At 64.3% G+C, this 23816-nt stretch carries 20 protein-coding genes; 14 read left to right on the forward strand and 6 right to left on the reverse strand.

Annotated features, from left to right (window positions below; genetic code table 11):
• Genes BHD08_RS02375 through BHD08_RS02390 form a run of 4 tightly spaced genes read left to right on the forward strand, consistent with a single transcriptional unit; the run spans position 1 to position 4871 of the window.
• On the forward strand, positions 1-1287 hold the full coding sequence (locus tag BHD08_RS02375; RefSeq protein ID WP_125020676.1) for a glycosyltransferase: 1287 nt from the start codon (positions 1-3) through the stop codon (positions 1285-1287).
• Positions 1277-2446: a lycopene beta-cyclase CrtY gene (crtY, locus tag BHD08_RS02380; protein ID WP_125020677.1), complete on the forward strand. Its 1170-nt coding sequence runs from the start codon at positions 1277-1279 to the stop codon at positions 2444-2446. Before BHD08_RS02375 ends, crtY begins: the two co-directional genes overlap by 11 nt.
• Positions 2443-3948 carry a phytoene desaturase gene (locus BHD08_RS02385; protein WP_125020678.1) on the forward strand — a complete coding sequence of 502 codons (1506 nt, stop codon included), beginning with the start codon at positions 2443-2445 and terminating at the stop codon, positions 3946-3948. The genes crtY and BHD08_RS02385 overlap by 4 nt, the downstream gene beginning before the upstream one ends.
• On the forward strand, positions 3945-4871 hold the full coding sequence (locus BHD08_RS02390) for a phytoene/squalene synthase family protein (RefSeq protein ID WP_125020679.1): 927 nt from the start codon (positions 3945-3947) through the stop codon (positions 4869-4871). Before BHD08_RS02385 ends, BHD08_RS02390 begins: the two co-directional genes overlap by 4 nt.
• Here the strand turns inward: BHD08_RS02390 and BHD08_RS02395 are convergent.
• Both BHD08_RS02395 and BHD08_RS02400 read right to left on the reverse strand, forming a co-directional pair.
• A complete protein-coding gene (locus tag BHD08_RS02395) occupies positions 4831-5364 on the reverse strand; it encodes a sterol desaturase family protein (RefSeq protein WP_003293989.1) in 534 nt (177 codons plus the stop codon). The genes BHD08_RS02390 and BHD08_RS02395 overlap by 41 nt on opposite strands.
• Before the next feature lie 82 nt (positions 5365-5446).
• Positions 5447-6490 (reverse strand): nitronate monooxygenase family protein, encoded by a 1044-nt coding sequence (locus BHD08_RS02400; RefSeq protein WP_125020680.1) that lies wholly within the window; start codon positions 6488-6490, stop codon positions 5447-5449.
• A gap of 135 nt (positions 6491-6625) precedes the next feature.
• On the opposite strand from BHD08_RS02400, the gene BHD08_RS02405 reads away from it, so the two are divergent.
• Entirely contained in the window at positions 6626-7465 is an 840-nt protein-coding gene (locus BHD08_RS02405; protein WP_125020681.1) for a 23S rRNA (adenine(2030)-N(6))-methyltransferase RlmJ, read from the forward strand.
• A gap of 113 nt (positions 7466-7578) precedes the next feature.
• Here the strand turns inward: BHD08_RS02405 and BHD08_RS02410 are convergent, their stop codons facing one another.
• On the reverse strand, positions 7579-8553 hold the full coding sequence (locus BHD08_RS02410; protein ID WP_125020682.1) for a serine/threonine protein kinase: 975 nt from the start codon (positions 8551-8553) through the stop codon (positions 7579-7581).
• 71 nt (positions 8554-8624) lie between these two features.
• The gene (locus BHD08_RS02415) at positions 8625-9329 is read right to left on the reverse strand and encodes a ComF family protein (RefSeq protein ID WP_122097859.1); all 705 of its coding nucleotides are present in this window, start codon (positions 9327-9329) and stop codon (positions 8625-8627) included.
• A gap of 93 nt (positions 9330-9422) precedes the next feature.
• Between BHD08_RS02415 and bioB the strand changes: the two genes are divergently transcribed.
• From bioB to BHD08_RS02460, 9 genes are all read left to right on the forward strand, one after another.
• Positions 9423-10481 (forward strand): biotin synthase BioB, encoded by a 1059-nt coding sequence (bioB, locus tag BHD08_RS02420; RefSeq protein WP_125020683.1) that lies wholly within the window; start codon positions 9423-9425, stop codon positions 10479-10481.
• 120 nt (positions 10482-10601) lie between these two features.
• Positions 10602-11780, forward strand: a complete 1179-nt coding sequence (gene bioF, locus BHD08_RS02425; protein WP_125020684.1) for an 8-amino-7-oxononanoate synthase — start codon at positions 10602-10604, stop codon at positions 11778-11780.
• Complete coding sequence (locus tag BHD08_RS02430) at positions 11773-12498, forward strand: alpha/beta fold hydrolase (RefSeq protein WP_106157399.1); 726 nt, start codon at positions 11773-11775, stop codon at positions 12496-12498. Before bioF ends, BHD08_RS02430 begins: the two co-directional genes overlap by 8 nt.
• Positions 12491-13285, forward strand: a complete 795-nt coding sequence (gene bioC, locus BHD08_RS02435) for a malonyl-ACP O-methyltransferase BioC (protein ID WP_125020685.1) — start codon at positions 12491-12493, stop codon at positions 13283-13285. The genes BHD08_RS02430 and bioC overlap by 8 nt, the downstream gene beginning before the upstream one ends.
• A gap of 1 nt (position 13286) precedes the next feature.
• On the forward strand, positions 13287-13994 hold the full coding sequence (bioD, locus tag BHD08_RS02440; protein ID WP_125020686.1) for a dethiobiotin synthase: 708 nt from the start codon (positions 13287-13289) through the stop codon (positions 13992-13994).
• 64 nt (positions 13995-14058) lie between these two features.
• On the forward strand, positions 14059-14307 hold the full coding sequence (locus BHD08_RS02445; RefSeq protein ID WP_125020687.1) for a hypothetical protein: 249 nt from the start codon (positions 14059-14061) through the stop codon (positions 14305-14307).
• A 366-nt stretch (positions 14308-14673) separates the two neighbouring features.
• Entirely contained in the window at positions 14674-16479 is a 1806-nt protein-coding gene (locus BHD08_RS02450) for a phenylacyl-CoA dehydrogenase (protein ID WP_106157403.1), read from the forward strand.
• Between the two features lie 150 nt (positions 16480-16629).
• Positions 16630-17919 carry a diguanylate cyclase gene (locus BHD08_RS02455; protein ID WP_125020688.1) on the forward strand — a complete coding sequence of 430 codons (1290 nt, stop codon included), beginning with the start codon at positions 16630-16632 and terminating at the stop codon, positions 17917-17919.
• Positions 17920-18056: 137 nt separating this feature from the next.
• Positions 18057-19835: an acyl-CoA dehydrogenase C-terminal domain-containing protein gene (locus BHD08_RS02460; protein ID WP_106157405.1), complete on the forward strand. Its 1779-nt coding sequence runs from the start codon at positions 18057-18059 to the stop codon at positions 19833-19835.
• Between the two features lie 412 nt (positions 19836-20247).
• On the opposite strand, the gene msrA is transcribed toward BHD08_RS02460, so the two are convergent.
• Together msrA and BHD08_RS02470 are read right to left on the reverse strand one after the other, a co-directional pair.
• Complete coding sequence (gene msrA / locus BHD08_RS02465) at positions 20248-20895, reverse strand: peptide-methionine (S)-S-oxide reductase MsrA (RefSeq protein WP_125020689.1); 648 nt, start codon at positions 20893-20895, stop codon at positions 20248-20250.
• A 112-nt stretch (positions 20896-21007) separates the two neighbouring features.
• Positions 21008-23680, reverse strand: a complete 2673-nt coding sequence (locus BHD08_RS02470) for an EAL domain-containing protein (protein WP_125020690.1) — start codon at positions 23678-23680, stop codon at positions 21008-21010.
• Between the last annotated feature and the right edge of the window lie 136 nt (positions 23681-23816).

Consider the following 23816-nt stretch of genomic DNA (forward strand, 5'->3'; position numbering starts at 1 on the left):
ATGACACATTTCGCGGCAATCGCCCCGCCTTATCTCAGCCATCTGCGCGCCTTCGAAGCCATTGCCTGGCAGCTGGTGCAGCGCGGTCATCGCGTCACCTTCGTTCAGCAGGCCGATGTCGCCGCGCTGTTGGAGCTGTCCGACGCCGGATTTACCGTCATCGGCGCCGATTCCCATCCGCCGGGCAGCTTGGCTGCGGTGGTCCGCCGCGCCGCGCAACCGGGGCCGTTCGGCATCCGTCGGGTCATCGCCGACATGGCGGCCAGCACCGAGCTGTTCTGTCGCGAGGCGCCGCGCGTGCTGCGTTCGCTGCAGGTCGACGCCGTGCTGGCCGACCAGATGGAGCCGGCGGGGCCGCTGGTGGCCGAGCATCTTGGCCTGCCGTTCGTTTCCATCGCCTGCGCCTTGCCGTTCAACCGCGAACCGCTGCTGCCCCTGCCGGTGATGCCCTGGCGCTACCGGGCGACAGACTGGGGCGAGCAGCTCAACCTGCACAGCAGCCGTGTCTATGACCGCCTGATGCGCCCCCACGCCGAGGTGATCGAGCGTTACTGCCAGGCGTTCGGCCTGGCGCCGCGCTCGACCTTGAGCGACTGCCTGTCGCCGCTGCTACAGATCAGCCAGACGGTGGCGGGCTTCGACTTTCCGCGCCGCCAGCTTCCGCCGAATTTCCAGGCTGTCGGGCCGTTGCGTCGCCCGCTGCACGGCGAGGCCGAACTGAACCTGCCGATCGACCCGGCGCGGCCGTTCGTCTTCGCCTCGCTGGGCACCCTGCAGGGGCATCGCTACGGACTGCTGCGCAATATCGCCCGCGCCTGCAAGCCGCTCGGCGTAGAGCTGTTGATCGCCCATTGCGGCGGGCTGAATGCAGCACAGGCGGCGCGGCTACGTGACGAGGGTGCGCATTGGGTCACCGACTTCGCGCCGCAGCGGGCGGCATTGGCCAGGGCCTCGGCCGTCATCACCCACGCCGGACTGAATACCGTGCTCGATGCGCTGGAGGCCGGTGTACCGATGCTGGCGCTGCCGATTGCCTTCGATCAGCCGGGTGTCGCGGCGCGTATCGAACATGCCGGCGTCGGCCTGCGCTTGCAGCCGCGGTTGGCAAGTCCGGCGCGGATCAGCCACGCATTGCAGCGGCTGCTGAACGAAGGCGAGTTTCGCCAGCGGGCGGCGCAGCTCGGGGCAGAAGTGCGTGAGGCCGGTGGTGCGGTGCGTGCCGCCGAGCTGATCGAGGCGGCGCTCGGGACAGATGGGCAGCGAGCGGAGGTGGCGAGTGGCGCTTGATGCGGACCTGATCCTGGTTGGCGGCGGGCTGGCCAACGGCCTTCTGGCCCTGCGCCTGCGTCAGCAGCGGCCTGATCTGCGCCTGCTGGTGCTGGAGCAGGGCGACACCCTGGGCGGCAATCACACCTGGTCCTTTCATGAGCATGACCTGACGCCGGCTCAGCAGCGTTGGCTGGAACCTATGGTGGGCAAGCGCTGGCCCGGCTATGCAGTGATCTTTCCCGAACTGCAGCGAAGGCTGGCCAGCGGTTACGCGACCATCTTCTCGGAGCGCTTTCACCAGTACCTGATGCCCGAACTGAGCGATGGCGTGCGTTTGCGCACCACCGTTGCAAGCGTGGAGCCACACAGGGTGCGTCTGGGCTCGGGGGACATCCTGCAGGCCGGCGCCGTGATCGATGGACGCGGCGTGCGCCGGACCGATCAGCTGGCCCTCGGCTTTCAGAAGTTTCTCGGCCAGGAACTGCGCCTGCAGCAGCCGCACGGCTTGCAGGAGCCGATCATCATGGACGCGAGCGTCGCGCAGCACGACGGCTATCGCTTCGTCTATGTGCTGCCGCTGAGTGCGGACAGCCTGCTGATCGAAGACACCTACTACGCCGACGGCGACGCGGTAGCGCCGGAGACACTGCGCGCCAATATCCAGCGCTACGCCGAGGGCCGCGGCTGGGCGATCCGCGAGGTGCTGCGCGAGGAGCAGGGCGTGCTGCCCATCGTGCTGTCCGGCGACATCGCCGCCTTCTGGGGCGAGGCGCGTGGCGTGCCGCAGACGGGGCTGTCCGCGGCGTTGTTCCATCCCACCACCGGCTACTCACTGCCTGACGCGGTGCGTCTGGCCGATCACCTGATCGCGCTGGATCGCTGGGATGCCGCCAGCCTGTTCGAGGCGATCCGCGATTACTCGTTGGCGCAGTGGCGCCAGCGCGGTTTCTTCCGACTGCTCAATCGCATGCTGTTCATGGCCGGTCCGGCGGATCGCCGCTGGGCGGTGATGCAGCGTTTCTATCGTCTGCGCGAACCGCTGATCCAGCGTTTCTACGCGGCCAATCTGACCACCCGCGACCGCTTGCGCATCGTCTCGGGCAAGCCTCCTGTTCCGCTCGGCGAAGCGCTGCGCGCGCTCGCCGCCCATGATCTGCATCGCAAGGATTACCGATGAACCAAGCTAAACGAGCGGTGGTAATCGGCGCCGGCTTCGGCGGGCTGGCGCTGGCCATCCGTCTGCAGCGTGCCGGCATCCAGACCACCCTGCTGGAGAAGCGCGACAAGCCGGGTGGCCGCGCCTACGTCTATCACGACCAGGGCTTCACCTTCGACGCCGGGCCGACGGTGATCACCGATCCGCCGGCACTGGAAGAACTCTTCAGCGGTGCCGGCAAGCGCATGGCCGACTACGTCGAATTGCTGCCGGTCAGCCCCTTCTACCGGCTGTGCTGGGAGGACGGTAACAGCTTCGATTACGTCAACGATCAGGTCGAGCTGGACCGGCAGATTCATGCGTTGAATCCTAAGGATGTCGCCGGCTACCAGCGTTTTCTCGCCTATTCGCGGGCGGTGTATGAGGAGGGCTACGTCAAGCTCGGCACCGTGCCTTTCCTGTCGTTTCGCAGCATGATCGGCGTCGCCCCGCAGCTGGCCAAGCTGCAGGCCTGGCGCAACGTGTACAGCATGGTGGCCAAGTTCGTGGAGAACGACCGGCTGCGCCAGGCGCTGTCCTTTCACTCGCTGCTGGTGGGCGGCAATCCGTTTGAAACCTCGTCCATCTATGCGCTGATCCACGCGCTGGAGCGTCAGGGCGGCGTCTGGTTTCCCCGCGGCGGCACCGGGGCGCTGGTGCAGGGGATGGTCCGGCTGTTCGAGGATCTGGGCGGCAAGCTGGAGCTGAACGCCGAGGTCGCGCGGATCGAGCTGGAGGCTGGACGCGCGAAGGCCGTGATCACCGGTGACGGTCGCCGCTTCGACACCGATGCGGTGGCGTCCAACGCGGATGTGGTCAACACCTACAAGCAACTGCTCGGGCATGAGCAACGTGGTCGCGACGAGGTCAAACGGCTCTCCGGCAAGCGTTTCTCCATGTCGCTGTTCGTCATCCATTTCGGCCTCAAGCGCCGCCACGAGCACCTGCAGCACCACACGGTGTGTTTCGGCCCGCGCTATCGCGAGCTGATCGACGAAATCTTCAAGCGCGAGACGCTGGCCGATGATTTCTCCCTCTACCTGCACGCGCCCTGCGTCACCGATCCCTCGCTGGCGCCGGAAGGTTGTGCCAGCCACTACGTGCTGGCGCCGGTGCCGCACCTGGGCACGGCGGATATCGACTGGGCGGAGGAGGGGCCGAAGTACCGCGATCGCATCTTCGAGTACCTGGAGCGGCACTACATGCCGGGGCTGCGCGGCGATCTGGTCACCCACCGCATCTTCACGCCGCACGATTTCCGTGACGAGCTCAATGCGCATCTGGGCTCGGCGTTTTCGCTGGAGCCGATCCTTACCCAGAGCGCCTGGTTCCGCCCGCACAACCGCGACGACTTGATTCCTAACCTCTATATCGTCGGCGCCGGCACTCACCCGGGTGCCGGCGTGCCGGGGGTCGTCGGTTCGGCCAAGGCCACCGCCGGGCTGATGCTGCAGGACTTCATGTTGAAGGGGCAGGCCGGATGAACGATCAGGTCATCGATCACTCCACTCAGGCGATCAATGTCGGCTCCAAGAGCTTCGCCGCCGCGGCGAAGCTGTTCGACGAGCGCACCCGCCAGAGCGCGGTGATGCTCTACGCCTGGTGCCGTCATTGCGACGATTTGATCGACGGCCAGACGCTGGGGCACGGCCAGGTCGAGGGCGATCGCAACAGCGGTAAGACGCGGCTGGCCGAGCTGGTCGATCTCACCGAGCGCGCCTATGCCGGCGAGCCGATGGCCGATCCGGCGTTCGCCGCCTTCCAGCAGGTGATCCAGCGTCACCGGATTCCCAAGGCCCATCCGCTGGAGCATCTGGCGGGTTTTCGCATGGATGTGCAGGGCTATCGCTACCAGGCCCTCGACGACACCCTGCTGTATTGCTACCGGGTTGCCGGCGTGGTCGGCCTGATGATGGCGCGGGTGATGGGCGCCGAAGCGGAGCCGACGCTGGATCGCGCCTGTGATCTGGGCTTGGCCTTTCAGCTGACCAATATTGCCCGAGATATCGTCGAGGATGCCCATATCGGGCGCATCTACCTGCCGGCGGACTGGTTGGCTGAGGTGGGCATTCCGGAGGATCAGGTCGCACTGCCAGAGCACCGTGCTGCACTGGCGACCCTGGCGGCGCGGCTGGTGGATCTGGCCGAGCCCTACTATCGCTCTGCGTCGCAGGGCCTGCGCGATCTGCCGCTGCGCTCGGCCTGGTCGATCGCCACGGCCCATGGCGTCTACCGGCAGATCGGCGTCGAGGTGAAAGCGCGCGGCGCGGCGGCCTGGGATGCGCGGGTGTCGACCAGCAAAGGGCAGAAGCTGCAGTTCCTGCTGGGCGGCGGTGTGCTGGCGCTGGCCTCGCGGCGGATGCAGGTCAGGCCGCGTCCTGACGGTCTCTGGAGACGTCCTCGCTAGATGCACCCTGGTGCTTGCGCAACGGCCCGTCGTGCAGCTCGCGCAGCTGGCGCTTGAGCACCGGCAGCGGCGGCGCGTAGAGAAAGCCGAAGGACACGCAGCGCTCCTTGCCTTCGACCGCATGGTGCATGCGGTGCGCCTGATAGAGGCGCTTGAGATAGCCGTTACGCGGCACGTAGCGCAGCGGCCAGCGGTGGTGCACCAGGCCATCGTGGGCGACGAAGTAGAGAAAGCCGTAGGCCGTCATCCCGGCGCCGATCCATTCCAGCGGGTGGTAGCCGGCCGTGCCAAAGGCAATCAGCAGGATCGCCACGCCAGCGAACACCACCGCATACAGGTCGTTCTTTTCGAACCAGCCGCTGCGTGGCTCGTGGTGCGACTTGTGCCAGCCCCAACCCCAGCCGTGCATCACGTACTTGTGCGCCCACCAGGCGAAGACCTCCATGCCGGCCAGGGTGGCGAGGAAGACGAGCGTGTTGGTCAGTGGGCTCATGGCGGCGTTCCGTGTGACGTGCGGTCGATTCTACGCCCCGTCGCGGCGGCTCAGGGCTCGCCGCGACGGAATGCGTAATGACTCAGTCCTGCCAGCCGGCCGCAAGTTCACGGGTCAGCTGGCCGGCCGGGATCTCCCGGCAGCCGCTGACGTTCTGCCCGGCCCACAGCGGCGTGCAGTGATTCAGGCCCTGCTTCTCGGTCTGGGCGCGCAGCGCGCCGATGGCGTTGCCGGCCAGCGGGAAGGGCGGCACGCCTTCGGGCAGCGGACCCAGTTCGCGCATGATGCGGTTGACGATGCCGCGCGCCGGGCGCCCGCTGAACAGGGTGGTCAGCGCCGTATGCGCTGCGTACGGGCTCTTCAGCGCGGCGCGATGCAGCGCATTGGTGCGGCTCTCCGGGCACAGCAGGTAGGCCGTGCCCAGTTGCACACCAGCCGCGCCGAGCGTCTGCGCTGCAGCCACGCCCCCGGCATCGGCGATGCCGCCGGCGGCGACCACCGGCACGTTCAGCGCGGCGACCAGTTGCGGCAGCAGGGCAAAGGTGCCGAGCTGGGTGGTCAGGTCCTCGCTAAGGAAGATGCCACGGTGGCCGCCGGCTTCCAGACCCTGGGCAATCACCAGGTCGACACCGTGCTGCTGCAGCCAGAGGCCTTCGGCGACCGTTGTCGCGCTGGAGGCGATCTTTGCCCCGGTGGCGCGGGCGCGTTGCAGCAGATCGGGCGCCGGCAGGCCGAAATGGAAGCTGACCAGCGCCGGCTTGTGCCGCTCCAGCACTTCGGCCATTGCCGCATCGAACGGCTGGCGGGTGGCGCCGGTGGGAATGCCTGCCGGGTCGATGGCGAATTCGGCGAACATGGGTGCGAGCATCCGGTGCCAGGCGTCGAAGGCCGTCGGGTCGGCAGCCGGCGTCTGGTGGCAGAAGAAGTTGACGTTGTAGGGCCGGTCGGTCAGCGCCTCGATGGCGGTCAGCTCGGCGTCCAGCGCCTCGGCATTGAGCATGCCGGCCGGGATCGAACCCAGCCCGCCGGCCTCGCACACCGCCGCGGCCAGCAGGTGATTCTGCGCGCCGGCCATGGGCGCCTGGATGATCGGGTGCTCGATGCCGAAGAGATCGCGCAGGTCCATGAGGTCAGCTCCGTTCAGTCGTCGTGGGGCGCCACTGTAGCCCGTGTCGGTGGCCGGGGAAAACGACGCTGGTCATGCCGGACCTGCGCGGCGCAAGGCGGACGGGTAAACTGCGCGGCTCTCGAGGAGGATCAGATGAACTACCGCCACGCCTTCCATGCCGGCAACCACGCCGATGTGCTCAAACACCTGGTGTTGAGCCGGATCTTCGCCCTGCTGTCGCGCAAGGAGGCCCCCTTCGCCTACCTCGACAGCCACGCCGGCGTCGGCCTCTACGACCTGGCCGGCGACCAGGCCAGCCGTACTGGCGAGTGGCTGCAGGGCATTGCCCGCATCTGGCAGGCCGAGGCGCAGCCGGCGCTGCTCGATGACTACCTCGGCGTAATTCGTGAGTTGAATCCAGATGGGGCGTTGCGCTACTACCCGGGCTCGCCGGAGCTGGCGCGGCAGCTAACTCGCGAGCAGGATCGCCTGCAGCTCAACGAGAAGCACCCCGAGGATGGCGCCCTGCTCAAGGACAACATGGCCGGCGACCGCCGCGTGGCAGTGCATCGCGGTGAGGGCTGGCATGTGCCGCGGGCGCTGATGCCGACGCAGGAAAAGCGCGTGGTGTTGTTGATCGACCCGCCGTTCGAACAGGCCGACGAGCTGAGCCGTTGCGTCACGGCGCTCAAGGAAGCGCTCGGCCGCATGCGCCAGACCATCGGCGTGATCTGGTACCCGATCAAGGATGAGCGCCAGCTCAAGCGCTTCTATCAGGACCTCGCGCGCAGCGGCGCGCCCAAGTTGTTGCGCGCCGAGCTGTTCGTCCACCCGGCCGACGATGCCAGCCGCCTGAGCGGTTCGGGCCTGGCCATCGTCAACCCGCCGTGGGGGCTGGAGGACGAACTGCGTGCGCTGTTGCCGTGGCTGGCCGAGCAGCTGGCGCAAAGCCAGGGCAGCTGGCGCCTCGACTGGCTGATCGAGGAGGCTTGAGCATCGCCCCCGGTGGATCGATAAAGCGCGATCCACCCTACGCTGCGTGATCAACCGTAGGGTGGATGTCGCTTTTCACATCCACCGTCACGGGTCCGCAGCCACACCATGCCTCAGAACAACCTGAGCGGCTCTTCCTGCAGCGCCGATATCTGTTCGCGCAGGATCAGCACCTGGTCGCCCCAGTAACGCTCGCTGCCGAACCAGGGAAAGCTCATCGGAAAGGCCGGATCGTCCCAGCGGCGGGCGAGCCAGGCGCTGTAGTGCATCAGCCGCAGGGCGCGCAGTGCCTCGATCAGCGGCAGCTCGCGGGGGGCGAAATCATGAAATTCGTTGTAGCCGTCCACCAGTTCGGCCAGCTGGCCGAGCCGCTCGTGGCGTTCGCCGGCGAGCATCATCCACAGGTCCTGGACAGAAGGGCCCATGCGGCAATCGTCGAGATCGACCAGATGAAAGGCATCGTCGCGGGCGAGGATGTTGCCCGGGTGACAATCGCCATGCAGGCGGATCGGGGTGAAGTTGGTGCTGGCGAAGACGTCTTCGACCCACTTGAGCAGATCGCGCGCCACTGATTCATAGGCCGGCAGCAGGCTTTTGGGCACGAAGTCACCTTCCAGCAAGCTGTTCAGCGAGTCGTGGCCGAAATTCTGTACGCCCAGGGTTTCGCGATGCTCGAACGGCCGGTTTGCACCGATCGCATGCATGCGTCCCAACAGCTGGCCTAGGCGATAGAGCTGATCGAGATTGCCCGGCTCCGGCGCGCGACCTCCCCTGCGTGGAAATAGCGCAAAGCGGAAACCGGCATGCTCGAAGAGCGTCGTGCCGTTACGCAGCAGCGGTGCCACCACCGGCACCTCGTGCTCAGCCAGCTCCAGGCTGAACTGGTGCTCCTCGAGAATCGCCTCGTTGCTCCAGCGGCCGGGGCGATAGAACTTGGCGATCAGTGGTGTTTCGTCTTCGATGCCCACCTGATAGACGCGGTTCTCGTAGCTGTTGAGCGCCAGCACGCGGGCATCGCTGAGATAACCGATGCTTTCCACGGCGTCGAGGACCAGGTCCGGCGTGAGTGTATCGAAGGGATGAGACATGACCGGCTCCGCAGGATAGACCGATCAGTGTATTGCACCCGGGCTTTTAAACAACCGCGCGTCCGCCGCGATCAGTTGCCCGGCTTGGGCGTGCGCGCCAGGCAATAGACGTCCACTCGCACCACACCCGCACGCTTGAGCAGTTGCGCCAGCGCTTCGGCGGTCGCACCGGTGGTCAGCACGTCGTCGATCAGCGCCAGATGGAGGCCCTCGATGTTGGCTGCGGGTGCGACGCGGAACGCCTGGCGCAGATTGCGCCGTCGCGTGGCAGCGTCCAGCTGCTGCTGCGGTGGCGTATCAACGATCCGCTCGAGCAGGCGCTCATCGACCGGCAGTTTCAGTGCGGCGGCCAGCCACTGCGCCAGCATCTGCGCCTGATTGAAGCCGCGCTGGCGCAGGCGTCGGCGGGCCAGCGGCACCGGCACGAGAAGATCAGGCTGCGGCAGCCCGTCGGTGAAGGCATGTTGCAGATGCAGTGCCAGGCGCTCGCCAAGCAGGCGGCCGAATGGCCAGCGCGCCTGATGCTTGAAGCGGGTGATCAGCGTGTCGACGGGAAAGGCGAAGCGCCAGGGCACTTCGACATGGTCGTAGCTCGGTGGCCGCTTCAGGCACTCGCCGCAGATCAGCCCCCGGGTCGGCAGCGGCACGGCGCAGACTGCGCACTGGCCATCGAGCCAGGGCAGTTCCGCTTCGCACGGGATACACAGTGGATGGCCTTCGCAAGGCTCATCGCACAATAAACATTGCTGTTTATTAATTGACCAGTTGTAAACCATGATTCCTTTCCTGGTTGACAGCGTTTCGAGCTTGGCTAACCATTCCGCATCCGTGCCAGGCCGCCGAGCCGCTATTAATTACAAGGAATGCCCATGAGCGCCACCTCCGCTTCCGTTACCCGCCACGATTGGACTCTTGCCGAGGTCAAGGCGCTCTTCGAGCAACCCTTCAACGACCTGCTGTTCCAGGCGCAGACCGTGCACCGCCAGCACTTCGATGCCAACCGCGTGCAGGTTTCCACGCTGCTCTCGATCAAGACCGGCGCCTGCCCGGAAGACTGCAAGTACTGCCCGCAATCCGGCCACTACAACACCGGCCTCGATAAAGAGAAGCTGATGGAAGTGCAGAAGGTGCTGGAGGCGGCGGCCGAAGCCAAGGCCATCGGCTCGACGCGTTTCTGCATGGGTGCGGCGTGGAAGCATCCGTCGGTCAAGGACATGCCCTACGTGCTGAAGATGGTCGAAGGGGTCAAGGCCATGGGCCTGGAAACCTGCATGACCCTCGGCAAGCTCGATCAGGAGCAGACCAAGGCGCTGGCCGCAGCGGGGCTGGACTATTACAACCATAACCTCGACACCTCGCCGGAGTACTACGGCAACATCATCACCACCCGCACCTACGGTGAGCGTCTGGAGACACTGAGCTACGTGCGCGAGGCGGGCATGAAGATCTGCTCCGGCGGCATTCTCGGCATGGGCGAGTCGCTGGACGATCGCGCCGGCCTGCTGATCCAGCTGGCCAACCTGCCGGAGCACCCGGAATCGGTGCCGATCAACATGCTGGTCAAGGTCAAGGGCACGCCGCTGGCCGAGGAACAGGACGTCGATCCGTTCGACTTCATCCGCATGCTCGCCGTGGCGCGGATCATGATGCCGAAATCCCATGTGCGGCTGTCCGCCGGTCGCGAGCAGATGAACGAGCAGATGCAGGCCCTGGCCTTCTTCGCCGGCGCCAACTCGATCTTCTATGGTGAAAAACTGCTCACCACCGCCAACCCACAGGCGGACAAGGACATGCAGCTGTTCGCGCGCCTGGGCATCAAGCCGGAAGAGCGCCACGAGCACGCCGACGAAGTTCACCAGGCGGCCATCGAGCAGGCGCTGATCGAGCAGCGCGACAGCAAGCTGTTCTACAACGCCGCTTCGGCCTGATGATTCGTTTCGGTGGATGGAGGCGCCAACTGCGCCCCGATTCCCCCGACACTTAACGCGACTCTTCGTAAGGTGGATAACCCGCTTGCGGTTATCCACCATTCGCCGGTATCCGAGTCCATGACTTTCGATCTCTCCGCCCGTCTTGCCGAGCGCCGCGCGGCCCATCTCTATCGTCAACGCCCGTTGCTGGAAACGCCGCAGCAGCCAGAAGTGATGGTCGATGGGCAGCGGCTGCTGGCGTTCTGCTCCAACGACTACCTGGGACTGGCCAGCCATCCCGAGGTGATCGCAGCCATGCAGCAGGGCGCCGCGAAGTGGGGCGTGGGCGGCGGCGCCTCGCATCTGGTGATCGGCCACAGCACGCCGCATCACCAGCTCGAAGAAGCCCTCGCCGAATTCACCGGCCGCCCGCGTGCCCTGCTGTTTTCCACCGGCTACATGGCGAATCTGGCCGCGGTGACGGCGCTGGTCGGGCAGGGTGATACGGTGCTGCAGGATCGCCTCAATCACGCTTCCCTGCTCGACGCCGGTCTGCTCTCGGGCGCGCGTTTCTCGCGCTACCTGCACAACGACGCCGAGAGCCTCGGCAAGCGCCTGGAGAAGGCCAGCGGCAATACCTTGGTGGTGACCGATGGCGTATTCAGCATGGATGGTGATCTCGCCGACCTGCCGGCGATCTGCGCCACGGCCAAGCAGCGTGGCGCCTGGGTGATGGTCGACGATGCCCATGGCTTCGGTCCGCTGAGCGCGACGGGCGGCGGCATCGTCGAGCACTTCGGTCTGGGCATGGACGACGTCCCGGTGCTGGTCGGCACCCTGGGCAAGGCGTTCGGCACCGCGGGTGCCTTTGTTGCCGGCAGCGAGGAGCTGATCGAAACGCTGATCCAGTTCGCCCGGCCCTACATCTACACCACCAGCCAGCCGCCGGCGGTGGCCTGTGCCACACTCAAAAGCCTGGAGCTGCTGCGCAGCGAAGGCTGGCGCCGAGAGCATCTGAACCGGTTGGTCGCGCGTTTCCGCGAGGGCGCGCAGCAGATTGGACTGACGCTGATGGACAGCCCGACGCCGATCCAGCCGGTGCTGGTGGGCAGCAGCGAACGGGCGTTAAGGCTGTCGGCATTGCTGCGCGAACGCGGCATCCTGGTCGGCGCCATTCGCCCGCCGACCGTTCCGGCCGGCAGCGCACGGTTGCGGATCACCTTCACCGCAAGCCACAGCGATGCGCAGCTCGAGCGCCTGTTGGAGGCGCTGGCCGAGTGCTGGGCCTTGTTGCCCAAGGAGAGCGACGATGCGTGATCGACTGATTCTTCTGCCAGGCTGGGCGTTCGGCCCGGCTGCTCTGGAGCCCCTGGCCGAGCTGTTGCGTGATCGTGAGCCGCGGCTGCAGGTCGACATTGTCCCGCTGCCGGCGCTGGAGCGACCAGCTGCCTGGCTCGACGAGCTGGATGCACGGCTGCCCGTCGATAGCTGGATAGCGGGCTGGTCCTTGGGCGGAATGCTGGCCACGCAGCTGGCAGCGCGCCGTGGCGACAACTGCCCTGGGCTGATCACCATCTGTAGCAACCCCTGCTTCCGCAGCCGCGACGACTGGCCGACGGCCATGCCTGCCGAAGTCTTCGATGCCTTCGATGCGGCATTCCAGATGGGACCGGAGGACACGCTCAAGCGCTTCAGTTTGCTCTGCAGCCGCGGTGCGTACGATCCGCGCACGCTTGCCCGACAGTTGCAGGTCAGCCTGCTCGACCAGCCTGTGGCCGTCGCGGCCGCCGGTTTGCGCCTGCTTGCCGATCTGGATGGACGCGAGTCGCTGCAGCGTTACGTTGGGCCGCAGCTACACCTGTTCGCGGGCAGCGATGCGCTGGTCCCTGCGGCTGCCGCGGAGGCGCTGCTGGCCTGTCTGCCGGATGTGGAAGTCGATGTGCTGGCCAATGCCAGCCACGGCCTGCCGCTGGAGCGCGCCGACGACGTGGCGACCGCCATGCTGGCGTTCATGGGTGAGGGCGAGGATGACTGACGCCGCCCTGCTGCCGGACAAGCGCCAGGTCGCCGCGTCCTTTTCCCGCGCCGCGGCAACCTACGACAGTGTTGCTGCTCTGCAGCGGCAGGTGGGCAGCCAGCTGTTGGCGCGTCTGCCGGCCGCTGCAGAGCCGTTAAGCTGGCTGGATCTGGGCAGCGGTACCGGCTACTTCTCGCGCGCACTGGCGGCGAGTTTTCCGCGTGCCGAAGGCATTGCACTGGATATCGCCGAAGGCATGCTGCGTCACGCCCGGCCGCAGGGCGGTGCGCTGCACTTCGTGGCGGGCGATGCGGAGCGTCTGCCGTTGCGTGATGGCAGCGTCGATCTGATCTATTCCAGCCTGGCTCTGCAATGGTGCGAGGACTTCGCCTGCGTACTGCGTGAAGCGCGGCGGGTCTTGCGCTCTGGCGGCACCCTGGCCTTCAGCAGTCTGTGCACGGGCACGCTGCAGGAGTTGCGCGACGCCTGGCAGATGGTGGACGGCTTTGCCCACGTCAACCGTTTCCGCTCGCTGGCTACCTATCAGGCGCTATGCCGCGACAGCGGTATGGCCCTGGTGAGCCTGGATGTACGGCCGGAGGTTTTGCATTTCCCTGATCTACGCCAGCTGACCGGTGAACTCAAGGCGCTCGGCGCACACAACCTCAACCCCGGACGCCCCGACGGGCTGACCGGTCGTGCCCGCATCCGTGCACTGATCGATGCCTACGAAGGTTTCCGTCAGCCCGCGGGCCTGCCGGCCACCTATCAGGTGGTCTATGGCGTTCTGCGCAAGGACTCGTGATATGGCCCACTCTTTCTTCATCGCCGGCACCGATACCGACGTGGGCAAGACCACCATCGCCGCTGGTCTGCTGCATGTCGCCCGCGCGCAGGGGATGTCCACCGCAGCGATCAAGCCGGTCGCCTCCGGCTGCGAGCTGACCGGGTACGGCCTGCGCAACAGCGATGCGCTGGCGCTGCTGGCCGAGTGCAACCCGGCGCTGGACTATGCGACGGTCAACCCGTTCGCCTTCGCACCGGCCATCGCCCCGCATATCGCCGCGCGCGAAGCCGGTGTCGAGCTGAGCGCCGAGCGCCTCGTTCAGGTGATACGGCCGGTGTTGGCGCGGCAGGCCGATTTCACCCTGGTGGAAGGTGCAGGGGGCTGGCGCGTGCCGCTCAATGCGCGGGAAAGTCTTTCGGCGGTTGTGCAGGCACTGGGCTTGCCGGTGATCCTCGTGGTCGGCGTGCGGCTGGGGTGCATCAATCACGCGGTGCTCAGTGCCGAGGCGATTGCCCGCGATGGTCTGAGGCTGGCTGGCTGGGTGGCCAATATCGTCGATCCGGCGACCTCGCGGCTGGAGGAGAATCTGGCGACGCTGGCCGAGCTGCTGCCCGCACCCTGTCTCGGCCGTGTGCCGCGCCTCGACCAGCCAGGTGCGCAGCAGGTCGCCCTCCATCTGTCGCTCGGTGCCCTGCAACTGCCTAGCGGTCGAGGTTCCACGAAATAGCGCCTTGCCGGCGCAACCGGCATCTGCTTGAATGCTGGCAACCTGATAGCGCGTGGAGCGAACCATGCAGATCACCAACAGCCTCATGGGCGCCGGACTGAGTGCCTTCCAGAACGGTCAGCAGCGCGTCGAGCAGGCCGCATCCGGCATTGCCTCCGCCAGTTCGCCCGCCCTGGGCAACTCTCAGGCCGTCGCCGAAATCACCGAGCAGCTGATTCAGCTGAAAGTCGGTGAGCACAGCGCCAAGCTCGGCGCCCGCATGATCCAGAGCGCCGATGAAGTGCTCGGTACGCTAATCGACACCCAGGCCTAATCGTCCGGCCTGGTTCCACGACGTTCGTTCGCACGCTTTCCGTTGCCGCCCCTCGGCGCCCGCCAGTCGATCTTTCCGTCCGCTCCATTTGCGTCGCGCGCCCGCCTGCCGCATTTGCAACAGCTCGTTTCACTACCCTTCGCCCGGCCATCAATGTTCCGCTCAGGTGCTACACCTGACAGGCGGAGCGATGGCTTCTGGCTATGCAACGCCGGCGTGTTCCTTCGCTTGACATCGCACAGGTCGAAACGTATGTTTCAAACGCCTGTTTGACCTGCCGGGGCGATGCCGGATGGTCCAATTCATAATCAAGCGTGGCTGATCATCAGTCACCTGAACCAAGAACCTACCGCTGAGGTTTACGCTATGCCTGACTACAAGGCCCCCTTGCGCGATATCCGCTTTGTACGTGACGAACTGCTCGGCTACGAAGCGCACTATCAGAGCCTTCCGGGTTGTGAAGACGCCACCCCGGACATGGTCAACGCCATTCTCGAAGAAGGCGCCAAGTTCTGTGAGCAGGTCATCGCCCCTCTGAATCGTGTGGGTGACATTGAGGGCTGTACCTGGAGCGAAAGCGGCGTGAAGACGCCTGCCGGCTTCAAGGAGGCCTATCAGCAGTTCGTCGAGGGCGGCTGGCCGAGCCTGGCCCATGACGTCGAGCACGGCGGCCAGGGCCTGCCGGAGTCGCTGGGCATGGCGATCAGCGAAATGATCGGCGAAGCCAACTGGTCCTGGGGCATGTATCCCGGCCTGTCCCATGGTGCGATGAATACCCTGCATGAGCACGGCACTCCTGAGCAGCAGCAGGCTTACCTGACCAAGCTGGTATCCGGCCAGTGGACCGGCACCATGTGCCTGACCGAACCGCATTGCGGCACCGATCTGGGCATGTTGCGCACCAAGGCCGAGCCTCAGGCCGATGGCACCTACAAGGTTACCGGTACCAAGATCTTCATCTCCGCAGGTGAGCACGACATGGCCGAGAACATCGTCCATATCGTTCTTGCCCGTCTGCCCGATGCGCCGGAAGGTACCAAGGGTATTTCGCTGTTCATCGTGCCGAAGTTCCTGCCTAACGCCGAAGGCGAAGTGGGTGAGCGCAACGGCGTCTCCTGCGGTTCCATCGAGCACAAGATGGGTATCCACGGTAACGCCACCTGCGTGATGAACTTCGACGGCGCCACCGGCTTCCTGATCGGCCCGCCGAACAAGGGCCTGAACTGCATGTTCACCTTCATGAACACGGCGCGTCTGGGCACCGCTCTGCAGGGCCTGGCCCATGCCGAGATCGGCTTCCAGGGCGGTATCGCCTATGCCCGTGAGCGCCTGCAGATGCGTTCGCTGACCGGGCCGAAGGCGCCGGAAAAGGCCGCCGACCCGATCATCGTGCACCCCGATGTGCGCCGTATGCTGCTGACCATGAAGGCCTTCGCCGAAGGCAACCGCGCCATGCTCTACTTCGCTGCCAAGCAGGTCGACGTGATGCAGCGCAGCCAGGACGAAGAGCAGCGCAAGGCCGCTGACGCCATGCTGGCTTTCCTCACCCCGATCGCCAAGGCGTTCATGACCGAAGTCGGTTTCGAAGCGGCCAACCACGGCGTGCAGATATACGGTGGCCACGGCTTCATCGCCGAGTGGGGCATGGAGCAGAACGTGCGTGACAGCCGTATCTCCTGCCTCTACGAAGGTACTACCGGCATCCAGGCGCTGGACCTGCTGGGCCGCAAGGTGCTGATGACCCAGGGCGAAGCGCTCAAGGGCTTCACCAAGATCGTGCACAAGTTCTGCCAGGCCAACGAAGGCAACGATACCGTCAAGGAATTCGTCGAGCCGCTGGCCAAGCTGAACAAGGAGTGGGGCGAGCTGACCATGAAGGTCGGTATGGCCGCAATGAAGAACCGCGAGGAAGTCGGTGCTGCTTCGGTGGACTACCTGATGTACTCCGGCTACGCCTGCCTCGCCTACTTCTGGGCCGACATGGCGCGCGTTGCCGCGGAGAAGCTGGCCGCCGGCACCGAGGAAGAAGGTTTCTACAAGGCCAAGCTGCAGACTGCGCGCTTCTACTTCGCGCGCATCCTGCCGCGTACCCGCACTCACGTGGAAGCCATGCTGTCCGGCGCGGATAATCTGATGGACATGGCCGAAGCGGACTTCGCGCTTGGCTATTGATGGTGTGAGGCTGTAAACGAAGCCGCTGCTCTGCAGCGGCTTTTTTATGCTCGTCGGCCACGTATTTGCGCCTTCTAACTAGCAATTGGCTGCATGTTCGTGTGTGTAGAGGCACAATGCCTGCTTTTCTTGTGGGTTGCCGGAGCCTTTGTGTCGCGTGCCGTCTCGCCTCGTTTCAATCACTTCGTAGCGCCGCTAGCCTTGCTGGTCGGTGGTGAGGTCATTGCACGCCAGGTATCGCTCAACGAGTTCTTCACTTCGCTTTATAACGTCCTGCCGACCGTGCTGCTCTTGCTCGGTGGTGCGCTTTGCTTGATGTACGGTCGCATCCGGGAGTGCTTCCTGCTGCTCTGCGTGTATCTCGTCTATTTCCTGCTCGACACGCACGCTGACCATTACCGCGATCATGGCAGGCTGTTGGATGACGCAGCCCTGACATTCCATCTGTGCAGCCTGCTGCTGCCATTGCTTTATGGCCTGTTCGGGGTATGGCGCGAGCGCAGCCATCTCGCTCAGGAAGGCTTGGCGCGTGCGGCGGTGCTCTTCGCCGTCGGTATCGTGGCCCTGGCATTGGCGAGGCGGTTTCCGGATGCGCTGCATGCCTGGCTGGTGGTGATCCGTTGGCCGGCCCTGCAGGCCGACTGGCTACAACTCATCCAGCTGGCGTATCCGGCTTTTCTTGCCGCGCTGGTGTTGTTGACGGTGCAGTACCTGCGTCAGCCGAGGCCCTCCCATGCCGCGCAGCTCGTCGGGCTGGTTGGCGTGCTGCTGTTGCTCCCGCAAACCTTCAGCCGCGGCGCGGCGTTGAATGTTCTGAGCAGCCACGTGTTGTTGATGCTGGTAGCGGCGATCGCCCATGAGGCCTATCTCATGGCCTTCCGTGACGAGCTGACCGGCTTGCCCGGACGTCGCGCATTGAACGAGAGGCTGCAGCGCCTGGGTCGCCATTACGTACTGGCCATGGCGGATGTGGATCATTTCAAGCGCTTCAACGATACCCATGGGCATGACGTCGGCGATCAGGTTCTGAAGATGGTCGCCAGCCGGCTGCGCAAGATAGGCGGTGGCGGACGCGCCTATCGTTATGGCGGCGAGGAGTTCACCCTGGTGTTTCCCGGCCGCAGCGTCGAAGAGTGCCTGCCGCATCTCGAGGCGGTACGCCAGTCCGTGGAGAGCTATGCGCTGCAGTTGCGCGACGCGAGCAGCCGCCCGAAGGATGACCGTCAGGGTCGCATGGCGCGGGGCAAGACGTCGGCGACGCAGGTATCGGTGACCATCAGCATCGGTGTGGCCGAGCGGCAAGGCGAGCAGCGTGTCCCGGACGAAGTCATCAAGGCGGCCGACCAGGCTCTCTACAGCGCCAAGAAGGCCGGTCGAAACTGCGTGCGCGTACATGGCAGCGGGCGCGGCGCGGTGCGCATGAACGGGCATTCGCATTAGGTTTGAGAAGTGCTTATTGTGACCATTAAAAACCATTCGGTCACAAAAAGACGCTTAATCCTGTCTTCGTTATTCGGTTAGACTCGCTGGAAACGGCCCTCAGTGCCGCAACCCAGTGTCTTGCGAGGAACCTTGCCATGGCTGACTACCAAGCGCCGCTGCGCGACATGCGTTTTGTCCTGAATGAAGTCTTCGACGCGCCGAAGCTCTGGCAGACGCTGCCAGCGCTCGCCGAGGTCGTCGATGCCGAGACGGCCGACGCCATCCTCGAGGAGGCGGGCAAGATCACCGCCAACAGCATCGCGCCGCTCAACCGCAGCGGCGATGAAGAAGGTTGCCGTTGGGACGCCGGGGCGGTTTCGACGCCCGCCGGCTACCGCGAGGCTTATCAGTTGTATGCCGAGGGTGGCTGGGTCGGCGTCGGTGGTGATCCGGCATTCGGTGGCATGGGTATGCCCAAGGTGATCTCGGCGCAGGTGGAGGAGATGATGAACTCTGCCAGCCTGGCGTTCGGCCTGTATCCGATGCTGACCTCCGGTGCCTGCCTGTCGATCTACGCCCATGCCAGCGAAGAGCTGAAACAGAAGTACCTGCCGAACATGTATGCCGGTGTATGGTCCGGCTCGATGTGTCTGACCGAGCCTCATGCCGGCACGGATCTGGGCATCATTCGCACGAAGGCAGAACCCCAGGCAGACGGTTCCTACAAGGTCAGCGGAACCAAGATCTTCATTACCGGCGGCGAGCATGATCTGACCGAAAACATTATCCATCTGGTGCTCGCCAAACTGCCGGATGCGCCGGCCGGTTCCCGCGGGATCTCCCTGTTCCTTGTGCCCAAGGTGCTGGTCAACGAAGACGGTACGCTGGGCGAGCGCAACTCGCTGTCGTGCGGCTCCATCGAGCACAAGATGGGCATTCAGGCGTCAGCTACCTGCGTGATGAACTTCGATGGCGCCACCGGCTGGATGGTCGGCGAGCCGAACAAGGGCCTGGCGGCGATGTTCACCATGATGAACTACGAGCGCCTGGGCGTTGGCATTCAGGGCCTGGCGACTGGCGAACGTTCCTATCAGAGCGCAATCGAGTACGCCCGTGATCGTATCCAGAGTCGCGCACCGACCGGGCCTGTGGCTCAGGACAAGGCTGCCGATCCGATCATCGTGCATCCCGACGTGCGTCGCATGCTGCTGACCATGAAGGCGCTGAACGAGGGTGGCCGGGCATTCTCCAGCTACGTCGCGCTGCAGCTCGACATTGCCAAGTTCAGCGATGACGACGAGGCCCGGCAGCGCGCCGAGGCGCAGGTCGCACTGCTGACGCCCGTTGCCAAGGCCTTTCTCACGGATATGGGGCTGGAAACCACCGTACATGGTCAGCAGATATTCGGCGGTCACGGCTTCATCCGTGAATGGGGGCAGGAGCAGCTGGTGCGCGACTGTCGCATTACGCAGATCTACGAAGGTACCAATGGCATCCAGGCGCTGGATCTGGTCGGTCGCAAGATCGTCGGCAGCGGCGGCACCATGTACCAGGCTTTCGTCGACGAGATCCGCGCGTTCATCGCCGATGCGGGTCCCGAGCTGAAAGAGTTTGCCGAGCCGCTCAAGGGCGCCCTGGACAACCTGGACGAGCTGACTGCGTGGGTCATCGATCAGGCCAAGGCCAATCCGAACGAAATCGGCGCCGCCTCGGTGGAGTACCTGCATGTGTTCGGCTATACCGCCTACGCCTACATGTGGGCGCGCATGGCCGCTGTCGCGTTTGCCAAGCGGGCGGAAGGCGATTTCTACCAGAGCAAGCTCGGTACTGCGCGTTTCTATTTCGCGCGGCTGCTGCCGCGGATCCATTCGCTGAGCGCTTCGGTCAAGGCCGGAAGCGAGTCGCTGTACCTGCTTGATGCCGCTCAATTCTGATCGGTGCGGCTTAATCTAAAGGCAATATGAAATTATTTGGCCATGACGTGGAACGATTAAGCCGGCCCTTCGGTCATAAAAACCGCGCAATGTAAGCTTCGACTTACAGCTCTGTGTCATGGATGACGCGATGTAGGAAAAGGCTTACAAGGCGTGATGCACAATGGCTACTACAGGTCCGCAAGGGCAGGCAGTAATCTACTGCATAGGGACGTGGCGCATGGAAAGCGCGAATCAACAATACGGACCACTCAGGGAGCGGTGCCAGGATGGCGCGCGATCATGGATGTCAGGATTCAGTCTGCAGAGCCCCGCTTCGGCGGGGTTTTTCTTTTCTGCTTAGCTCTCTGCTTCAATCCCGCGCATTCAGGCTGGCATTGACGCTTCGGACTTAACCCTTCGCCTTCTTGCCTCAGTCCGGCATGCAGACACCTGTGCCGCCCAGCCCGCAATAGCCACCCGGATTTTTAGCCAGGTACTGCTGGTGGTAAGCCTCCGCATAGTAGAACGTCGGTGCGTCGGCTATCTCCGTAGTGATTGCCGGAAACCCAGCATCGCTCAGACGCTGCTGAAAACGCTCCCGGCTGGCCTCCGCCTCGCTGCGCTGCTGCGCGTCCGTGCAATAGATCGCCGAGCGGTACTGGCTGCCGATATCGTTGCCTTGGCGCATCCCCTGGGTTGGGTTGTGCGCCTCCCAGAACGTGCGCAGCAAGGTGGCGTAATCGATCTGCCGGGGATCGAAAACCACCAGCACCACCTCCGTATGGCCTGTCAGGCCGGAACAGACTTCGTCGTAGGTCGGGTTCGGTGTCAAGCCGCCGGAGTAGCCCACGGTTGTGGTCCACACACCCGGTAACTCCCAGAAGCGGCGCTCTGCTCCCCAAAAGCACCCCATGGCGAATATGGCCTGGGATAAGCCGGCCGGAAAGGGCGGCTGCAAAGGGTTGCCGTTCACATAATGGGCCGGTGGTACCGGTACGGCCGTCGAGCGGCCGGGCAGCGCCTGCTCGGCAGTTGGCAGTGCCTGTTTGTTGACCAGTATCTGCGAGCGTAGCGACATGGTTGCCTCGGACGAAATGGGGGCGGACAGCTAGGCTACAAAAGCGGGCGTAACAGTGAAAGCTTGATGGTGACCACGCGTCGCCGATCCTGGCGAAAGTGGTTGTCGGCGCTTAGCGCCAATGGGGATAGCGGCGCAAGGCGTCGCTCAGGATGTTGCCGGGAATCGGTTTGTCGAAGAGGTAGCCCTGGCCGATATCGCAGCGATGATGGCGGAGGAACTTCAATTGCTCGGCTGTCTCGATACCTTCGGCGACCACCTTCAGGTGCAGTTTGCGCGCCATGGCAATCACCGCGGACGTGATCTCCATGTCGTCCTGGTTGTCGGGGATGTCCTTGATGAAGCTGCGATCGATCTTGATCACGTCAATGGGGAATTTCTTCAGGTAACTGAGCGAGGAATATCCCGTGCCGAAGTCATCCATGGCTAAGGTAAGCCCCAGTGCTTTCAAGCCGATCAGCTGCTGCCGGGTTTCTTCGGTTGCGTCGAGCAGCAGGCTTTCGGTCAGCTCCAGTTCAAGCTGGCCCGGAGGAAGCTGCTCTTCCAGAAGAATGGCGGCAATCGAGCCAAGCAGATCCGGATCGGAGAATTGCTTGGGAGACAGGTTGATTGCGATCTGTGGTTTGCCATGGCCCAGTGCCGACAGTCTGACGCCCATGCGGCATGCCTCGCGCAGGACCCATTTGCCGATAGGGATGATCAGACCCGTCTCTTCGGCGACACTGATGAACTGGTCCGGGCGGATCATCCCTTTCTCCGGATGGTTCCAGCGCAACAGCGCCTCCAGTCCCTGCAGCTGTCCGCTACGCAGGCAAAGCTTCGGCTGATAGAAGACTTCAAGCTCGTTCTGGGTGAGTGCGCGGCGCAGGTTGTTCTCGACGAACAGCTTGTAGTTGGCCTCGGCATGCAGGGCCTCGGTAAAGATCTGCACCTGATTCTTGCCGTTGGCCTTGGCCTTGTGCAGCGCTTGCCCCGCATGCTTCATCAGTGTTTCCGGATCACGTCCGTGTTGCGGCGAGCAGGCCAGACCCAGGGACGCGCTGACGCTGATCAGCTGCTTGTCGACGAACAGTGGCTTGTCGAGGACGCGCAGAACCTGATCGGCCAGCCGCAGCCCTTCATCCAGCTCCATGTCGTCGAACAGCAGGGCGAACTCGTTGCTGGCGAAACGTGCCAGCACGCTCTGCTGACTGAGGCCGTTGCGCAGTCGGCGTGCCAGGCTGGTAAGCAGCTTGTCGCCGGTCTGGTGACCGAGGCTGTCGTTGATTCGCTTGAAGTTGTCGATATCCACCAGCAGCAGGCAGAGCCGAGGCTCGGCACCTGCAGCAAAGCGTTCCTCGAGGCTACGGATGAAATATGGCCGGTTGCCGAGGTTGGTCAGGTTATCGGTATAGGCCAGTCGCTCAATATGCTGATGGGCCAGCTTGCTGCGGGTGATGTCTTCGTAGATGCCGATGTAATGAGTCAGCACGCCTTCGTCGTTGAACACCTTGGAGATCGAGAGCTGGCCCCAATAGGGCTCCAGATTCTTGCGACGGGAGCGGAACTCGCCCTGCCAGCTGTTGCTGTGGGCGAGTACCGATGAGGTATCGAACAGCAGCTCGCTGAGATTTTCGAGGGCTTTGAGGTCGGTCAGGCGCTGGCCGCGCACCTCGGTCGCGGAGAACTGGCTGATGCTGGTGAAGGCCGGATTGACGTACTCCACGCGACCGTCACGGTCGACCAGGATAAAGGCGCTCGCGCTCTGTTCCACGGCGCGCTGGAACAGGCCAAGCATATGGGTCGCGCTGAGGCGCTGCTGGTTGGCCAGCACTTGCGCGTACTGGTCGGCCAGTTCTCCGGCGAAGGCGACCTCGTCAGCTTGCCATGCCCTCGGCTGACCGGCGTGCTGCAGGCTCAACACGCCAATCACTTCACCACCGACTCGAATGCTGGCGTCGAGGATCGAGCGGATGCCTTGCGGACGATGGAGCTGCTCGCCTAATGCGCTGGTGCGATGGTCCTGCGACACGTCCTGCGCATCGACGGCCCGCCCGCTCTGCAGGGCTTGCAGATAGCGCGGGAAGGGCGTCAGCTCCACTTCCGGCAGCGTTTCATAGTTGTCGCTGCCGAGCCTGTAGCAAGCAATCGGCTCGAGGCGGGTGCCGTTCAGATGCCAGATGGCTGCACGGTCGACCTCATAGACTTCGCAGGCGGCCTGCGTGATCAGTTGCGCTGCTTCCTGCTGTGGATTGGTGGAGCTGTATCGGTGCCGCGCCAGCTTGACGATGAGTCCCTGCTGCGTACGTGAGCGCAGCATGTGTTCGAGGTGTTCGTCCTGCGTCTGCTGGTGCTGCTGCAGCGAGGTGCGAAGGCGGGCATTCTGGGACCTGAGGTCCTGATCCGACTCTGGCCTTCGGCCCGCCATCAGATAGCCCCGCAGCAATTCACGCCCGTACTGCTGGCAGACTTCGCCCAGCTCAGTGATATCCAGCACACTGTCAGGTGTGTGTAGCCGGTAACTGACGGAATAGTGGTTGCGTGCGCTCAGCTGCTGCTGGATATCTTCATGCAGCTGAAGACGAGCGCTGGGCTCCATCAGGCTGGCATAAGGGGAGTCGATCAGTGAGCACAGGTCGCTGGCAGACACGCCGAGCAGACGTTCACAGGCAGGGTCGAGAAACAGCAGCGTCCAGCTGGACTCGTTCAGCCGCTCGAAACGCAGCATGCCCAGCCGTGAAGGCACTGGCAACTGCGTCACAACCTCGGTCGCCAGGCGGCTGGCGGCATCGGTATGTATTTTCATCGAGCGGTTGGCTTCCAGTATGCTCCACGGAGTCGGGCTGGCTCGGGCTCCAGGCACCGTTCCAGCGAAGGACGATGGCTAAATAATATTAATTTCGGCAAGGGTGCATCATGCGACAGGGACTGACAAGTCGACT

This window comes from Pseudomonas sp. SCT (assembly GCF_003864275.1).
Taxonomy (GTDB): domain Bacteria; phylum Pseudomonadota; class Gammaproteobacteria; order Pseudomonadales; family Pseudomonadaceae; genus Stutzerimonas; species Stutzerimonas stutzeri_AE.

Coding starts and splice junctions, on each gene's coding strand:
- bioF (WP_125020684.1), top strand. CDS start 10,602: ATGACTTTCGATCTCTCCGCCCGTCTTGCCGAGCGCCGCGCGGCCCAT.
- BHD08_RS02385 (WP_125020678.1), top strand. CDS start 2,443: ATGAACCAAGCTAAACGAGCGGTGGTAATCGGCGCCGGCTTCGGCGGG.
- BHD08_RS02460 (WP_106157405.1), top strand. CDS start 18,057: ATGGCTGACTACCAAGCGCCGCTGCGCGACATGCGTTTTGTCCTGAAT.
- BHD08_RS02405 (WP_125020681.1), top strand. CDS start 6,626: ATGAACTACCGCCACGCCTTCCATGCCGGCAACCACGCCGATGTGCTC.
- BHD08_RS02395 (WP_003293989.1), bottom strand. CDS start 5,364: ATGAGCCCACTGACCAACACGCTCGTCTTCCTCGCCACCCTGGCCGGC.
- msrA (WP_125020689.1), bottom strand. CDS start 20,895: ATGTCGCTACGCTCGCAGATACTGGTCAACAAACAGGCACTGCCAACT.
- BHD08_RS02400 (WP_125020680.1), bottom strand. CDS start 6,490: ATGGACCTGCGCGATCTCTTCGGCATCGAGCACCCGATCATCCAGGCG.
- BHD08_RS02445 (WP_125020687.1), top strand. CDS start 14,059: ATGCAGATCACCAACAGCCTCATGGGCGCCGGACTGAGTGCCTTCCAG.
- BHD08_RS02415 (WP_122097859.1), bottom strand. CDS start 9,329: ATGGTTTACAACTGGTCAATTAATAAACAGCAATGTTTATTGTGCGAT.
- BHD08_RS02390 (WP_125020679.1), top strand. CDS start 3,945: ATGAACGATCAGGTCATCGATCACTCCACTCAGGCGATCAATGTCGGC.
- bioD (WP_125020686.1), top strand. CDS start 13,287: ATGGCCCACTCTTTCTTCATCGCCGGCACCGATACCGACGTGGGCAAG.
- BHD08_RS02410 (WP_125020682.1), bottom strand. CDS start 8,553: ATGTCTCATCCCTTCGATACACTCACGCCGGACCTGGTCCTCGACGCC.
- BHD08_RS02430 (WP_106157399.1), top strand. CDS start 11,773: ATGCGTGATCGACTGATTCTTCTGCCAGGCTGGGCGTTCGGCCCGGCT.
- bioB (WP_125020683.1), top strand. CDS start 9,423: ATGAGCGCCACCTCCGCTTCCGTTACCCGCCACGATTGGACTCTTGCC.
- BHD08_RS02375 (WP_125020676.1), top strand. CDS start 1: ATGACACATTTCGCGGCAATCGCCCCGCCTTATCTCAGCCATCTGCGC.
- BHD08_RS02470 (WP_125020690.1), bottom strand. CDS start 23,680: ATGAAAATACATACCGATGCCGCCAGCCGCCTGGCGACCGAGGTTGTG.
- BHD08_RS02450 (WP_106157403.1), top strand. CDS start 14,674: ATGCCTGACTACAAGGCCCCCTTGCGCGATATCCGCTTTGTACGTGAC.
- bioC (WP_125020685.1), top strand. CDS start 12,491: ATGACTGACGCCGCCCTGCTGCCGGACAAGCGCCAGGTCGCCGCGTCC.